This is a genomic window from Streptomyces nanshensis, from assembly GCF_001751255.1.
Classification (GTDB): domain Bacteria; phylum Actinomycetota; class Actinomycetes; order Streptomycetales; family Streptomycetaceae; genus Streptomyces; species Streptomyces nanshensis_A.
In genome coordinates, this window is sequence record NZ_LJGW01000129.1 from 1 (window position 1) to 15,047 (window position 15,047).

The following is a 15,047-nucleotide window of genomic DNA, read 5'->3' on the forward strand; positions in this document are numbered from 1 at the left end:
CCGGCACCCCGTGGGATGCCGGGCCGCCGCAGGCCCCAAGTGCCCTTCGGCTACTCGGTCTTGATCGCGGCGAGCATGTTCAGCTTGGCGGCCCGCCGTGCCGGCCACAGCGCGGCCAGCATGCCCACGACCGCGGCCAGCGCCAGGAAGATGCCCATCCGCTCCCACGGCAGCACCAGCGTGTACGTGGAGAGCGTCTGGCCGATGATCTTGCCCGCGGCCCAGCCGAAGAACACGCCCAGGCCGATCCCCAGCACCCCGCCGAAGAGCGAGATGACGAGGGACTCCAGCCGGACCATCCGCTTGATGCCCCGCCGGTCCAGGCCGATCGCGCGCAGCATCCCGATCTCCTGCGAGCGTTCGAAGACCGACATGGCCAGCGTGTTGACCACGCCCAGCACCGCCACGATGACGGCCATCGCGAGCAGCCCGTAGAGCATGTTGAGCATCAGCGTGAAGACCTGGGCGATGGACTCCGAGACGTCCTTCTTGTCCTGGACGAGCACCGCCGGGTTGTTCCCCATGGCCTTCTCCAGCGAGGACTTGGCGGACTCGCCCGCGCCGTCCTTCGTCTTGACCATGACCTGCATGCTCGTGACCTGCTTCATGTGCGGGTCGAGCGTCGCGGTGTCGACCATGATGCCCTTGATCATCTCGTTGCCCTCGTAGACGCCCGAGATGCTCAACCGGCTCTTGCTGCCGTCCTCGTAGGTGACGGGGAAGGTCGAACCGGTCTTCCAGCCCTTCTCCTCGGCCGTGTCCTTGTCCACGACGACCTTGTCGCCGGACAGCCCGTCCCAGCCGCCGGAGACGAAGGGCAGATCGGTCAGCGTGCTGATCGACTCGCCCTTCACGCCCGTCAGGTACTCCGTGGAACTCCCCACCCGAGCGGGGGAGTTGCGCAGCGGACTGACGGCCTCGACCTGGTCGGAGCGCTCCAGCTTCCGCTCGACCTGGGGCGACAGGTAGGTCTGGTTGGCCATGCTGACCGTGTAGTCGGCCTTGAGCGAGTCCGTGGCCATCTTCTCGATGGCCTGCTGCACGCTTCCGGCGATCACGGTCATGCCGGTGATCAGCGTGAGACCGATCATCAGCGCGGAGGCTGTCGCGGCCGTACGGCGCGGATTCCGTACGGAGTTCTGCCGGGCCAGCTTCCCCGAGACGCCGAAGACCCGCAGGAACGGCGCCGCGAGGGCGATCAGCGGACGCGACAGCAGCGGCGTGAGAACGAAGACGCCGATCAGCAGCGTCGCGGCGCCCGCACCGAGCGGCAGCTTGGCCGAGTCGGTGCCCTCCACGCCCGCTCCGTAGATCACCAGCGCCGTGCCCGCGCCCGCCAGCAGCGCGCCGAGGGTGTTGCGTACGACCAGCGACCGGGTCGAGGCCGCCGCGTGCACGCTGTTCATCGCCGCCACCGGCGGTACCTTCGCGGCCCGGCGCGCGGGCAGCCACGCGGCCAGTACGGTCACCACGATGCCCGTGGCGAGGGACGCGGCGACGGCGGTGCCGTCCACGACGAGCGGACCGTCCGGGACGGTCGCGCCGAAGCGGCCCATGAGCGACCGCAGCGCCGCGCCGATGCCGACGCCCGCGCCCAGCCCGGCCACCGCGGCGACCGCGCCCACGACCAGCGCCTCGATCAGCACCGAGCGCGTCACCTGGCGGCGCCCGGCGCCGACCGCGCGCAGCAGCGCCAGCTCCTTGGTGCGCTGGGCGACGAGCATGGTGAAGGTGTTGGCGATGATGAAGATGCCGACGAACAGCGAGATACCGGCGAAGACGAGCATCGCGGTCTGCATGCCGCTCATGCTTTCCTTGATCGTCTTCGACTGGTCGGCGGCGAGCTTCTTGCCGGTGACGGCCTTCGCGCCGGCCGGGAGGATCTCCTTCGCCTGCGACTTCAGCTCGTCCTGCGTGGTGCCCGGCGCGGCCTTCAGCGTGATCTGGTCGTACTCCCCGATCTGCGCGAACAGCCGTTGCGCGGTGGGGGTGTTGAAGAGGACGAGGGTGCCGCCGGCGGCGACGTTGCCGTCGTCGGTGCGGAAGACGCCCACGATGCGCTGCTTGAGCACGGGGCCGTTGACCGACATCCGGGCGGTGTCGCCGACATGGAAACCGACGCGCTTCGCGGTCGCCGCGTCGATCGCGACCTCGTCGGCCCGCTGCGGCGCACGGCCCTTCTTCATCGGGTAACGGGCGTCCTCGCCGCGGCCGTCGCGGCCCGGGTCGTAGTTGCCGCCCGTGGTCTGCCAGCCCTCGCCGACGAGCTTGCCCTTCTTGTCGGCGAGCGCGGTGAAGCCGGTCACGGAGCCGGTGGCGCGCTGGGTGCCGGGAAGGGCGGCGGCCTTGTCGAGCAGGGCCTGCGAGAGCTTCTTCTCCTCGCCCGGCCTGGCGCGGGGCGGTCCGGCGGCGGCGCCGGATCCGCTGGGCGCCTCGATGGCGAGGTCGACGTTGTCGAAGCCCTTCTCCGAACTCTTCTGGAACGCGGAGGAGATGGTCGAGGTGAAGACCAGGGTGCCGGAGACGAAGGCGACGCCGAGCAGCACGGCGAGCACGGTCATCAGCAGCCGGGCCTTGTGCGCGAAGACGTTGCGCAAGGCGGTACGGAACATGGATGAGTCCTGGGTCTGGAGGCTGGGTCCGGGAACGGGAGCGCTCGGCCTGCTCGTTGGCGTCGCTGGCTGGCTGGCCGGCCGGTGCGGCACGGGGCCGCGCGGGCCTCAAGCGGCTCCCGGCTTCCGGGAGTTCGGCGTCGTACGGGCGGGACGGGCGTAGCGAGCGCTACGGGCGGCGGCTCGGCGGGCGGCGGGCTCGGTGCGTGCGGGCGCCCGGCCGCCCGGTTCAGCTCGTACGCACCCTGGCGTCGAGGCTCTTCATGCGTTCGAGCACGGACTCCGCCGTCGGTCCGAACAGGTCGTCGACGATGCGCCCGTCGGCGAGGAAGACGACGCGGTCGGCGTACGAGGCGGCCACCGGGTCGTGCGTGACCATCACGATCGTCTGCCCCAACTCCCGTACGGAGTTGCGCAGGAAGCCCAGCACCTCGGCGCCGGAACGCGAGTCGAGGTTGCCCGTCGGCTCGTCCCCGAAGATGATCTCCGGCCGGGACGCCAGCGCCCGCGCGACGGCGACCCGCTGCTGCTGACCGCCGGAGAGCTGACTCGGACGGTGCTTGAGCCGCCCGGAGAGCCCCACGGTCTCGATGACGCGGTCGAGCCACGCCTTGTCGGCCTTACGGCCCGCGATGTCGAGCGGCAGCGTGATGTTCTCCAGGGCGTTGAGCGTCGGCAGCAGGTTGTACGCCTGGAAGATGAAGCCGATCCGGTCGCGGCGCAGTTGCGTCAGCTTCTTGTCCTTGAGCTTGGTCAGCTCGGTGTCGCCGATGAGCGCGCTGCCGCCGGTGACCGAGTCCAGCCCCGCCATGCAGTGCATCAGCGTCGACTTGCCGGAGCCCGACGGCCCCATGATCGCGGTGAACTGGGCCTGCTGGAACTCGACGGACACGGCGTCCAGGGCGACCACCTTGGTCTCGCCCTGTCCGTAGACCTTCGAGAGGTCCGTGGCGCGTGCGGCGGCGACACCGGCGGGTGCCGGGGCTGCGGCCGGTACGCGGGAGGAGTATGTGGTGGTCACGGGAGGGCGCTCCTGTCGGACGTCGTGCGGTTCTCGGGACCACACCATGGTGTCCTCCCGTGCGCCCCCACGGATCAGCCAGGGTGCCCGTATCGGGGCCCGCCTTGCGGGGTACGGCCGATGTACGCGGTCATCCCTGGGTATGACGGCTCCCCTGAGACCGGAGCGGGACGGTACGGGACGGGGGCGGGGGCGTTCGCGGACGGTACCGGGGACGTCGCGGGGACGGACCGGGACGGGTTCGCGGACGGTTGGGGGACGGGTCGGCGTGGGGCACGGGAGCACAGCGGACCGTCGCGCGAGGGGCGCGAGGGGCGCGCGGGGATGCGTCCCGGGCCGGGGCGAGGGTCCGCGCGCGGTCGCGCGTACCGCGCCGAAAACCGGCTGGTCGGCCGGTCCTCATGGGGTGTCGACCCCGGTGTCCGGACGGCGACTTTCCGTCATTTCCGGTGCCTGCGACGTGATCGGGGCGGGGCTCCGAAGTGGGGGACGCGGTACTGACGGCACGTCAGGTGCCCATAAAATAAGACAACATCGGGCTGACGCCCCGCAGTTGGGGGTCTGACGCTGGATAGGCTCTCCCTGCACCCTGGGGTAGGAACCCGCGCGCTCTGTGTAACCGGCGGGTCCCTGGAGCCGGTGCCCGGATGGTGGAATGTAGACACGACGAGCTTAAACCTCGTTGGCCCTTGAGGGCCGTGCCGGTTCAAGTCCGGCTCCGGGCACCACCCACGCGTCAGAGCCGTACGGCTGAGTCCCCATCTGGCGGCCTCGGCCCCGCAGTTGACGCCGGGCCCGGCCACCGGACCCATCCGCCGGCGCCGAGCGCCTTCCCGGAACTCCGCTCCGTACACCTACCGGGTGCCGACTTTCTCGATCCGCCGTACGCACCAAGTACGCCCGGGGCGCGGCCTGTTCGGTGTCCGGTGTCCCGTGCGTCAGTGCCACACGTCGGCCCCGCCCCATACCCTGGTGGGTGCCGAGCCGCACAGGAAAGGGGCGGAGCCATGTCGTACCCCGACGTCACCCCGGCGCCGATCGCGTTCGGAGAGCGCCTCCGTATCCTGCGGACGCGCCGTGGCATGACAAGGCCGGTGCTTGCCGGGCTGTTGGGCAGGTCCCCGTCCTGGCTGAAGCAAGTAGAGCGCGGAGACATTCACACCCCCTCGCTTCCGATGGTGCTTCGTATGGCCGAAGCGCTGCGAGTGCGGAACCTCTCCGACCTCACAGGCGATGCCCGAATGCCCACAGACCTCTTCATCGGCCCCGGTCACGCCCGCCTGCCCGACGTGCGCGCAGCCGTAGACGCCTTCCCTCCCGCCGCCGACGACCGGCCGGCACCGGACGCTGAGCACTTGCGGGCGCGCCTTGCGCACGCGTGGGCGGCTCGGCACTCGGCGCCCAACCACCGTGATGTCGTAGGGGCGTTGCTGCCCGACCTGATCCGTGACGGGCAACTCGCCGTACGGCAGGCCGGCACCCCGGCGGAGCGTCGCGCCGCGCAAGCCGTGCTTGCAGAGGTGTACTCGCTCGCACAGTTCTTCCTCGCCTACCAGCCCGATTCGGCCCTGCTGTGGCGAGTGGCCGAGAGAGGCATGGTCGCCGCGCAGGAATCCGAGGACCCGCACGCGCTCGGTATGGCCGCATGGCTGACCGCCGAAGCGCACCGGGACTCCGGGCACTACGACGGCGCGGACGCGGTGACTCATGAAGCCCTGCGACGGCTGGAGCCCCGCTTGCCCGACGCGGCCGAGGAAGTACGCGCCGTCGCAGGGGCGTTGCAGGTAGCAGCCGGGTACACCGCTGCACGCCGTGGGGACACCGGTAGCGCGTGGGGATGGTGGGACACGGCAGACCGTTCGGCGCACGGACTGTCCGCCGACTACTACCACCCGATCACATCGTTCTCACGTGCCGTCATGGGCGCCCACGCGGTGACGCTGGCCGTCGAACTGCACGCCGGCAGCGAGAGCGTGCGGCAGGCGACCCGGGCCGACGCTCGATCGATCCCGTCCCGTCCGCGCCGTGCGCGGCATCGCATCGAAGAAGCGCGCGCGTACCAGTTGGACGGGAAGCCTGAGACGGCGTTGGAAACGCTGGCGAAGGCACACACCAACGCCCCGGAGACGATCCGCTACAACGGCTATGCGCGCCGCATCATCCTGGAGGAGACCGAGGCGAAGGCGCCCGAGCGCCGACGCCGCGCCTTGGAACTCGCGGTCAAGGTGGGCGTTCTCGCCGCCTGAGAAAGGGATCTGACGAGGGGCAGGATTCCTGCCCCTGCTCCTCCCGGGGCGCTCCTACGGTCTGTGAGTGACCGACCACTCACAGACCGAGAGGTGTTCCCTCTGTGCCCACCATGCCGAAACTGCCCGCGTCGGCGGGGTCGTTGGGCGCCGGACCCGGCGCTGAACCGAGATGCGCAGGCGTGAGCTGGGACGCGGTGCGCATGCGTGCTGCTGCCCCCGCGTCACCACCGGCGGGAAGAAGTAGCCCGCCCAACAGACCCCCGCCCCGGGGAAATTGGACGCGCCCTCGGCGCCCGTGCTGGCTCTGCCTCCGGGCGCACCCCTCCATCACGACGAATTGAAAGGCGATCATGACCCTGCCCGCAGCAGGCAACACCGTCGCAGAAGCGGCCGACGAAGAGGCCGACGGGGCGCCGTCACCGTTAGTGCCGCGGTTCGCGATGCGTTTTTCTTCGACGCCGCGTGGTGCGCGGTTGGCGCGTCGGCTGGTGGCCAAGAGGCTGGAGCAGTGGGGGTGTTCGCCGGAGAGCGAGGCGTATCAGTCGATGGTCTCGATCGCCGGGGAGCTGTGTGCGAACGCCGTACGGCACGGTCATGTACCGGGGAGGGACTTCCGTGTCTGCCTCACCGCGACGGATGCGGTGCTGTGTATCGAGGTGACCGACACCCGGGGTGAGCGGCGCCCGAAGCCGCGCTCGAACCCCTGCGACGCGGAGAACGGGCGCGGTCTGCTCATCGTCGGCATGCTCGCGGACCGTTGGGCCGTCGTCGCCCATCCGCCCGGCCATCCCGGCAAGACCGTACGAGCCGAAGTCCACACACAGCCCGCGGAATCGAGCGCGAACCTCCCGTCACAGACCCCGTAGGGGGACCGGAGCGGACTCAGGTCCACACGTCGGGGCCGACCCGGCGCCACTCGATGAGTTCCGGGTCGTCGAACCGCACATGGTCCGGGTCGAGCCCGGCGCGGCGCAGAAACTCGGCCAGGTCGCGCAGGTCGTGCGCGAGGCCGAGGATTCGCCCGTTCGCGGTGACACGGCGTCCACCGCTCGGGGACGGAGGGTGTACGACGATCGGGGCAGCCATAGGCCCAGGGTGCGCCCCGTACCGGCGTACCGCATCCCCGGTGCCGTGAGTACGGCGCCGGGGGCGCGGATACGGAACGCAAGTGCGCTCAGGGCAGCGCCTGTTCGGTCCAGATCGTCTTGCCCGAGGTGGTGTAGCGAGTGCCCCAGCGCTGCACCATCTGCGCCACGATGAACAGGCCGCGCCCGCCCTCGTCGTCCGTCGCGCTGTGGCGCAGGTTCGGGGAGGTGTGGCCCTTGTCGGAGACCTCGACGTGCAGGCTGCGGTCCCGGATCAGACGCAGATAGATCGGGCCGACCGCGTGCCGGATGGCGTTGGTGACCAGTTCGCTGACGACGAGTTCGGTCGTGAACGCCATCTCGTCCAGGCCCCATTCGGCGAGCCGGTCCATCACCAGCGTCCGCGCGCGCGAGACCGCGCTCGGCTCCGCGGTCAGCTCCCAGGCGGTCACCTGGTCCGCGCCCAGCTCGTGGGTACGGACGAGGAGGAGCGCGGCGTCGTCCGTGGCGGGACCGTCGGGCTGCAACTCGCTCAGCGCCCGGTCGCACAGCTCCTCCAGCGTGCCTTCGCGGTCGCTGAGCACGCCCTTGAGTTTTTCGACGCCGGTGTCGATGTCGCGGTCGCGGTCCTGGACGAGGCCCCCGGTGAAGAGCGCGAGCAGGCTGCCCTCGGGCAGTTCGACCTCCATCGACTCGAACGGCAGGCCGCCCACGCCCAGCGGCGGACCCGGCGGGATGTCGAGCAGCCTGAAGTCGCCCTGGGGGTCGACGCTCGCCGCGGGCGGATGTCCCGCGCGCGCGGCGGTGCAGCGGCGCGAGACCGGGTCGTACACCGCGTAGAGGCAGGCGACGCCGAGCCCCTCGTCGGTACGGGGGACGGCGCCGGGCTCCTGATCCTCCGCGCCCTGGAGCACGAGGTCGTCGAGGCGGGAGAGCAGTTCGTCCGGCGCGAGGTCCAGCCGGGCGAGGGCGCGGACGGTGGTGCGCAGCCGTCCCATCGTCGCGGCGGCGTTCACGCCGTGGCCCACGACGTCGCCGACGACCAGGCCCACGCGCGTACCGGAGAGGGCGATCACGTCGAACCAGTCGCCGCCGACGCCCAGTCCGACGTCGGACGGGAGATAGCGGTGGGCGACGTCGACGGCCGACTGCTCCGGCAGGCCGCGCGGGAGGAGGTTGCGTTGCAGCGTCAGGGCGGAGGCGCGCTCGCGCGTGTAGCGGCGGGCGTTGTCGACGGAGAGCGCGGTACGGGTCGCCAGCTCGTTGGCGAGGGCGAGTTCGTCGTTGTCGAACGGGGCCGGGTTGGCGCTGCGCATGAAGGTGACGAGGCCCATGGTGGTGCCGCGGGCGCGGAGGGGCACGGCGAGCGTGGCGTGAACTCCGTTCTCCGTTCCGTCCGTTGGGCCCGGCGCGCTCTGCCGGTCGACCGTGACCGCATGCCGGGAGGCGAGCGAGGTGAGCTGCGGCGAGTCGGGCTCGTACTCGACGGGATACGGGACGTCGGAGGGAGCGCCGGGGAGGTCGGCAGGGGCGTACGGACTGCCCACGCGCTCCACGACTCTTATGAGCGACGGGGCGTCCCCCGGCGGACGCGGCTCCTCCCCTTCCAGTACGCCTTCGACCAGGTCCACCGTGACGCCGTCCGCGAAGGCCGGGATGACCACCTCGGCGATCTCCCGCGCGGTCGTGACCATGTCCAGGGTGGTGCCGATGCGCACACCGGCGCGCACGGTGAGCGCGAGCCGCTGCTGCGCCCGGTAGCGGTCGGTGATGTCGAGGGCGTCCTCACACACGCCGAGCACATGGCCGTCCGCGTCCATGAGCCGGTAGTACGCGCAGGACCAGACGTGGTCGTGATCCGGATCGAAGGGCGGACGGGCCTCGTAGAGCAGGCCGAAGACGGGTTCGCCGGTCTCGATCACGTTCCGCATGACGTCCTCGAGCCGCGGAGGATAGCCCTCCGAGATCACCGAGCCGCCGTCGTACAGCTCGTTGACGCGCTTGCCCACGTACTCGCTGACCTTGCGGTCTATCTCCGTCTGGTACTTGGCGTTTATCCACGTCAGCCGCAGGTCGGTGTCGTAGATGCCCAGACCGATCGGGGACTGCGTCGCCAGCCCGCGCAGCATTGCCTGGTGCGCCTCCCAGGAACGCAGCGGTTCGAGGGCGGCGGCCACCATGATCTGCGGGGGACGGCCTTCGGGGCCCGCGAGGGAGCAGAGGGTCATCGCGATGTCGAAGCGGTGGCCGTCCCGGTGGCGCGCGATGCAGGCCTGACTGCGGCATGCCGGGCCGACGGACCGGTCCAGCAGCTCTATCAGCGGCTGATCCCGCGACGTACGGTCGACGACCAGCGTGGCGAGGGGCCGGCCCAGGATCTCGCGCGGTTCATAGCCGAAGAGGTCTCCGGCCGCCTCGCTCCATCCGATGACCACGCTTTCGCTGTCGAGCAGCACCGTGGCCGCACTCGTCACGTCGAGTGGTCCACGGAAGTCGATGGTCTCGGCATCGCTCCACGCGTTCATGGCACCAATCCAGCCTGGATACGTTTCTTACAGGGTCGATCCATACGGGAGCAGACACAACCGCAGTGGGCAGAGGTGCGCCTCTGTGGTGGAACCGGTACATAGGGGTGGGCGCCGGCGGGGGCGTACGGGCGGGGGCCGGGCTTCCGCCGGGAGGGGAAAGGCTGGAATTCGCGGGCGTGCGCGGGGCTGTGGAGGGGGCGCGCCGGGGCGCGTCCGCCGGGGTCCGAGCCGCCGGTACCGGCTCGCGGGCGTACGGACCCTTCCGGGCATCCGTACGTACGGGCTCGGGGGAGCGGGGGGCGCTACTGCGGGCCGCGCGGGTCCCGGCGCTGGCGGCGTGCGGGGCCGCGGCGTCCCGGCCTGGGCGGTGCGGAGCGCTGTGAGCGCGGAGTGGAGCAGGCCGGGCACCAGTAGCCGATGCCCTGGTTGAACGTCCAGCCCTGTTCTTCGAGGTACGGGGCGGCGCGGGTGCTGCTGTGCAGGATGTGCCCGAAGAGGTCGTCCTCGATCGGGGGCGGAGGGTCGTCGATCACGAGGTCGAACACGGCGCGGGCGGGGCAGCCGATGTCGTCGCAGGCCAGATAGAACCGCACCGGACCCGGTGCCTCCCCCTCGGTCATCAGACTCATAACTCAACGCTAGGCAGCCCGCCCGGTTCCTCGCGCCCCTGTTATGGAAGCGAGCCGGTGCGGCACGGTGCGGTGGGGTCATTCCGGCCATCGGTCGTCCCCACGGCCGGAATCCGCCCCTCCGGTCAGCGTCGCTCCCGGGGTCGGTCCCGGGTCCGCCCGTCCGTCTCCGGCTCCGGCTCCATCCCCGTCCTCATTCCCGTCCCCGTCCGCGACCGCCCGCCTCTGTTCGTCCGCTCCGTGGGCAATCACCTGTGTCGCGGCCCAGCGCCCTCCGGGTCCCGGGGTGAATGGGAGATGCTGAGACACGTCAGACAGAACCCCTCACACCGGACGGACGCGGCGCACCGCCGGGCCCGCTCAAGCGCCGTGGAGTGGCATGCCGATCATGGTCTACGTGTACGGCCTGGTCGGGGCCTGTTTTCTGGGCCTCGGCTTCGTACTCCAGCAGGAGGCCGCAGCCCGCGCCCCGCTCGCCGACATCCTCTCGTTCCGGCTGCTGCTCGATCTGATGAAGGTGCCGCGCTGGCTGTGCGGCATCGGCTTCATGGTGATCGGCCAGATCCTCAGCGCGCTCGCGCTCGCCGGGGGCGACGTCTCGCGGGTGGAGCCGCTGCTCGCCACCAATCTGCTCTTCGCGATGGCCCTCGCCCGCTACATCAGCGGGCAGCGGCTCGGACGCGCGGGCTGGGGCGGGGTGGTGCTGCTCAGCGGCGGCGTCGCGATGTTCATGCTGGCGGGCGCCCCCGAGGGGTCCGACGGCAACCACGTCGGCGCGCTGCGGCACTGGCTCGTACTGGGCTCGGTGGTGGCCGTCGCCCTGGTCCTCGTCGTGATCGCGCGCCATCTGCGCCTGGTCGAGGAGCCGCCGCTGCTGGCGGCCGCGGCCGGTGTGCTCTACGGACTCCAGGACGCGATGACCCGGGAGTCCAGCACGATCCTGGACGAGCGGGGGATCGTCGGGCTGGTCACGACCTGGCAGCCGTACGCGGTCGTCGCCGCGGCCGTCGTCGGACTCGTCCTGGTCCAGAGCGCCTTCGAGACGGGGCAGTTGAGGCAGTCGCTGCCCGCGCTGACGGCCGCGGAGCCGCTGGCGGGGATCGTGTGCGGGATCGGGGTCCTGGGGGACACGGTGCGGGTGACGCCGCTGGCGATCACGGGCGAGATCGTGGGTCTGTCGGCCGCGGTCGGCGGGGTCTTCCTGCTGGGACGGCATCCCGCGATGCCCACCGGCACGGCCTCCCCGGACGGCGAGGAGGCCGCGTTCGACGAGGGCGGGCGCCCGCGCTAGCCGGACGGACGCGAAGGACGCGGCGCCCCGGACGTGCCCGGCGTACCGGAGGAGCCCGTCGGCGCCGGCCGTCCGTCCTCCCGTCCGCCCGTCCAGACGTCCGCCAGCGCCGCCCCCAGCGCCAGCAGTACGAAGGCGACGGAGAGCATCAGCCCGTGCTGGTACGCCGAGCGCCAGTCGCCCGACCCCGGTACGCCGTGGCTCTCGTTGAGGCGGCCGAAGAAGAGCGCCCCGATGCCCGCGATGCCCACCGCCGCCCCGATGCGCTGCCCGGTCTGGAGCACCCCGGCGGCGCTGCCGCCCCGCGCGACCGGTACGCGGGAGAGCGTCAGCGTCTGGTTCGGGGAGATGACCAGGCCGGTGCCCAGCCCGGCGAACAGCAGCGGCACCAGCAGATACCAGCCCGCCGCGGGCCCCCGTACGGCGTGCGCGGTGACCGCCGTCCCCGCCAGCCCCACGGCCGTCAGCGCGAGTCCGCAGGCCACGAGGCTCCGTCCGTACCGGTCCACGTGCCGGCCCCCGAACTGCGCCGCGGCTCCCGAGCCCAGCGCGAACGGGGTGATCGCGAGCCCCGCCTGTAGCGCGGTGAAGTGCAGTCCGCTCTGCAGATAGAGCGTGGTGATGAAGAAGATCGACGTGAAGCCCGCGAAGTGGAAGAGGATCAGCACACAGCCCGTCCAGTACGAGCGGATGCGGAAGAGCGAGAGCGCCACCAGCGGTTCCGTACCGCCGCTGCCGCAGCGCGATTCCCAGCGTACGAAGCAGGCCAGCAGCACGGCCGCCGCGATCAGCAGCAGCCACTTGCCGTCTCCGTGCCACTGCTGGGCCTGGACGAACGGCAGCAGCACCGCCAGCACGCCCGCCCCCAGCAGGAGGACGCCCAGCGGGTCGAGGGAGCGGGTGCTCTGCCGCGTACCGGCGGTGGGGGTGTCCGGCAGCAGCCGGTGCGCGAGGTACAGACAGACCAGCCCCGTCGGCAGATTGACGTAGAAGACCCACCGCCAGCCCTCGTCCGCGCCCGCGGCCTGGATGATCACACCGCCGAGCAGCGGTCCGATCGCGGTGGAGACGCCGACGACCGTGCCGAACATGCCGAAGGCGCGGGCCCGTTCCCCTCCGCCGAACATCTGCTGGATGAGGGCGGAGATCTGTGGTGCGATCAGCCCGCCGCCCAGGCCCTGTACGAGCCGGGCGCTCACCAGCCACGCGCTGCCGCGGGCCGCACCGCACGCGGCGGAGGCGAGCGTGAACAGCGCCAGCCCCGCCATGAAGACGCGGCGCCGTCCGCGGGCGTCGCCCATGCGCCCCGCGGGGACGAGGAAGAGGCCGAAGGAGAGCGCGTAGCCGGAGATGATCCACTGCAAGCCGGACTCGGTGGTGTGCAGGCCCTCCCGGATGGAGGGGAGGGCGACGTTGACGATCGAGACGTCCAGCAGCGACATGAAGCCCGCGACGAGGCAGACGGCGAGAGCCTTCCAGCGGCGGGCGTGAGCGGCGGACGCGGTCTCGCCGGTCTCCTCCGAGGGGCCGGAGCCGCGCTCGGGTACGGGCTCCTGCGGCGCCGGCTCACGGCTGCCGGGGCCGGTATCCGGTTCCGGCCCGCGGCCGGCTGGATCGGGCTCCGGCCCGGGTCCGTCGTCTCCGGGCGTCCTTCCCTCGGGCACTGGCGCTCCTCCGCTTCGTACGCCGCCCCGGGCCGGGTCCCGTCCGTCCGTACGTCCTCCGTGCGTTCCCTGCGTCCGTACGGCGGGCCGCGCGGGCGGCCGGGTACCCCGCCGGGCGCAAAGGGTGCGCGGGAACCCGGGGTGCGGAACCGGCCGTTCACGTCATCGACCGCCACTCCCGTCCCCGTACGCCGCTCAACGCGCATAAACTCCGGCCAAGCCCTGCCGGAGAGCGACGATCCGGGCCCCCGTCCGCAGGGAGCATCGCCCGGCCGTGAGGAGACCCGCCGTGAACCCCGAGATCGACACCAGCAAGCCGCACTCGGCACGCGTCTACGACTACTGGCTCGGCGGCAAGAACAACTACGAGGTCGACGCGGAGACGGGCCGCCGCTTCGAGCAGATGTGGCCGGGAGTGCGCGAACTGGTCGCCGCCAACCGCGCGTTCATGCACCGTGCGACGCGCCATCTGGCGCGCGAGGCGGGCATACGGCAGTTCCTCGACATCGGCACGGGCATCCCCACCGAGCCCAATCTGCACCAGGTCGCACAGGCCGAGGCCCCCGACTGCCGCGTCGTCTACGCCGACAACGACCCCATCGTGCTCCAGTACGCACAGGCCCTGCTGCGCTCGACGCCCGAGGGCCGCACCGCGTATCTGCACGCCGACGTCACCGCGCCCGAGGCGATCCTCTCCTCGATGGAGGTGCGCGAGACCCTGGACCTCGACCGTCCCGTCGCGCTGTCGCTCGTGGCGCTGCTGCACTTCGTGGCGGACGACGAGACCGCGTACGAGATCGTGGCCCGGCTGATGGAGCCGTTGCCCTCCGGCAGCTATCTCGTCCTCTCGCACGGCACCGCGGACACCGCCGAGCCGGAGAAGTCCGAGCGGGCCGCGGACTTCTACCGCTCCAACGTCAGTGACGGACAGGCTCGTTCGCACGAGACCGTCCTGCACTTCTTCGACGGGCTGGAGCTGATCGAGCCCGGACTGGTGCCCGCGCCGCGGTGGCGTCCCGACGGGGAGGGGCCGCAGATCCCGGACCACAGGGCGCTGATCCACGCGGGGGTCGCGCGCAAGCCGTAAGCGGGGTCCCGTACCGGACGGGCGCCGCCGTCCCGCCCGCCGGGCGCCGTACGAGGCGGAGCCGACGGGACGGCGGGCGGCGGCACGCGCCGGGGTGCTACTTCTTCAACAGCCCGCGCATCTCCGCGATTTCACGGGTCTGCGCGCGACGGATCTCCCGTGCCATGTCCTTCGCGGGCGCGTACGAACCGTCCGACTCCTCCGTACGGGCCATCGTGACCGCCCCCTCGTGATGGGCCGTCATCATCCGCAGGAACGCGCGGTCGAACTTCTCGCCGGACGTCTTCTTGAGCTGCGTCATGTCCTCGGAGGTCATCATCCCGGGCATGGAGTGCTCCGAGTGGCCGCCGTGCTGCGAGTGGTCCTCGCCCGCGGCCGGCACCTTCTCGCCCCACGCCTTCAGCCAGCCCGACATCCTGTCGATCTCGGGCTTCTGCGCCTTCGCGATCCGTTCGGACAGCGACTTCACCCGGGCCGACTCCGCGCGGGACGCGGCCAGTTCGGACATCTCCAGCGCCTGGCGGTGGTGCGGGATCATGCCCTGCGCGAAGGCGACGTCGGCGGCGCCCGCGCTCTTGGCAGGCTTCTTGCCGCCGTGGTGAGCCGCCCCGTGGTCCTCGCCGCCGCTCTCCTGACCGCCGCCGCACGCGGTCAGCGCGAGGGCCGCCAGCGCGGCGAACGCGGTGAACGCGGCGGCGCGCACGCCGCGGCCGACGGAGGCGCGGCCCAGGGAAGGACCGCCGGGGGAGAGGCCGTACGGGGAACGGCGTGCGGGCAGGGTCGTGTACGTGCTGTTCATGGTCGTGCTGCTCCTGCTTCTGCTGCTCGATACAGCTCGATGCGAATCGACCCGGTGTGAGCCGGCTCGCCGTGAATCGGCT

The 15,047-nt window shown here is 71.5% G+C and carries 11 protein-coding genes and 1 tRNA gene; 5 read left to right on the forward strand and 7 right to left on the reverse strand.

What is annotated here, in order from left to right:
* Positions 1-50 precede the first annotated feature (50 nt).
* Together AN218_RS07475 and AN218_RS07480 are read right to left on the reverse strand one after the other, a co-directional pair.
* Positions 51-2,612 carry an ABC transporter permease gene (locus AN218_RS07475; protein ID WP_070015977.1) on the reverse strand — a complete coding sequence of 854 codons (2,562 nt, stop codon included), beginning with the start codon at positions 2,610-2,612 and terminating at the stop codon, positions 51-53.
* 229 nt (positions 2,613-2,841) lie between these two features.
* A complete protein-coding gene (locus tag AN218_RS07480; RefSeq protein WP_079131908.1) occupies positions 2,842-3,681 on the reverse strand; it encodes an ABC transporter ATP-binding protein in 840 nt (279 codons plus the stop codon).
* A gap of 593 nt (positions 3,682-4,274) precedes the next feature.
* Between AN218_RS07480 and AN218_RS07485 the strand changes: the two genes are divergently transcribed.
* The 3 genes from AN218_RS07485 to AN218_RS07495 all read left to right on the forward strand — a co-directional run bounded on the left by AN218_RS07485 (position 4,275) and on the right by AN218_RS07495 (position 6,748).
* A tRNA-Leu gene (locus AN218_RS07485) sits at positions 4,275-4,361 on the forward strand.
* 279 nt (positions 4,362-4,640) lie between these two features.
* The gene (locus tag AN218_RS07490) at positions 4,641-5,879 is read left to right on the forward strand and encodes a helix-turn-helix domain-containing protein (protein WP_070015979.1); all 1,239 of its coding nucleotides are present in this window, start codon (positions 4,641-4,643) and stop codon (positions 5,877-5,879) included.
* 353 nt (positions 5,880-6,232) lie between these two features.
* Positions 6,233-6,748, forward strand: coding sequence for an ATP-binding protein (locus AN218_RS07495; protein ID WP_244900332.1), 516 nt, complete (start codon positions 6,233-6,235; stop codon positions 6,746-6,748).
* Between the two features lie 16 nt (positions 6,749-6,764).
* On the opposite strand, the gene AN218_RS07500 is transcribed toward AN218_RS07495, so the two are convergent.
* The 3 genes from AN218_RS07500 to AN218_RS07510 all read right to left on the reverse strand — a co-directional run bounded on the left by AN218_RS07500 (position 6,765) and on the right by AN218_RS07510 (position 10,124).
* Positions 6,765-6,968: a hypothetical protein gene (locus tag AN218_RS07500; protein ID WP_070015980.1), complete on the reverse strand. Its 204-nt coding sequence runs from the start codon at positions 6,966-6,968 to the stop codon at positions 6,765-6,767.
* Positions 6,969-7,056: 88 nt separating this feature from the next.
* Positions 7,057-9,492 (reverse strand): SpoIIE family protein phosphatase, encoded by a 2,436-nt coding sequence (locus AN218_RS07505; protein WP_070015981.1) that lies wholly within the window; start codon positions 9,490-9,492, stop codon positions 7,057-7,059.
* Positions 9,493-9,797: 305 nt separating this feature from the next.
* Entirely contained in the window at positions 9,798-10,124 is a 327-nt protein-coding gene (locus AN218_RS07510) for a hypothetical protein (protein WP_070015982.1), read from the reverse strand.
* Between the two features lie 388 nt (positions 10,125-10,512).
* Between AN218_RS07510 and AN218_RS07515 the strand changes: the two genes are divergently transcribed.
* Complete coding sequence (locus tag AN218_RS07515; RefSeq protein WP_070015989.1) at positions 10,513-11,415, forward strand: DMT family transporter; 903 nt, start codon at positions 10,513-10,515, stop codon at positions 11,413-11,415.
* On the opposite strand, the gene AN218_RS07520 is transcribed toward AN218_RS07515, so the two are convergent.
* A complete protein-coding gene (locus tag AN218_RS07520; protein ID WP_244900333.1) occupies positions 11,412-13,079 on the reverse strand; it encodes an MFS transporter in 1,668 nt (555 codons plus the stop codon). The genes AN218_RS07515 and AN218_RS07520 overlap by 4 nt on opposite strands.
* Positions 13,080-13,368: 289 nt before the next feature.
* On the opposite strand from AN218_RS07520, the gene AN218_RS07525 reads away from it, so the two are divergent.
* A complete protein-coding gene (locus tag AN218_RS07525) occupies positions 13,369-14,166 on the forward strand; it encodes an SAM-dependent methyltransferase (RefSeq protein WP_070015983.1) in 798 nt (265 codons plus the stop codon).
* A gap of 97 nt (positions 14,167-14,263) precedes the next feature.
* Here AN218_RS07525 and AN218_RS07530 read toward each other — a convergent pair whose 3' ends face one another.
* Positions 14,264-14,965 carry a DUF305 domain-containing protein gene (locus AN218_RS07530; RefSeq protein ID WP_079131909.1) on the reverse strand — a complete coding sequence of 234 codons (702 nt, stop codon included), beginning with the start codon at positions 14,963-14,965 and terminating at the stop codon, positions 14,264-14,266.
* Positions 14,966-15,047: the final 82 nt, after the last annotated feature.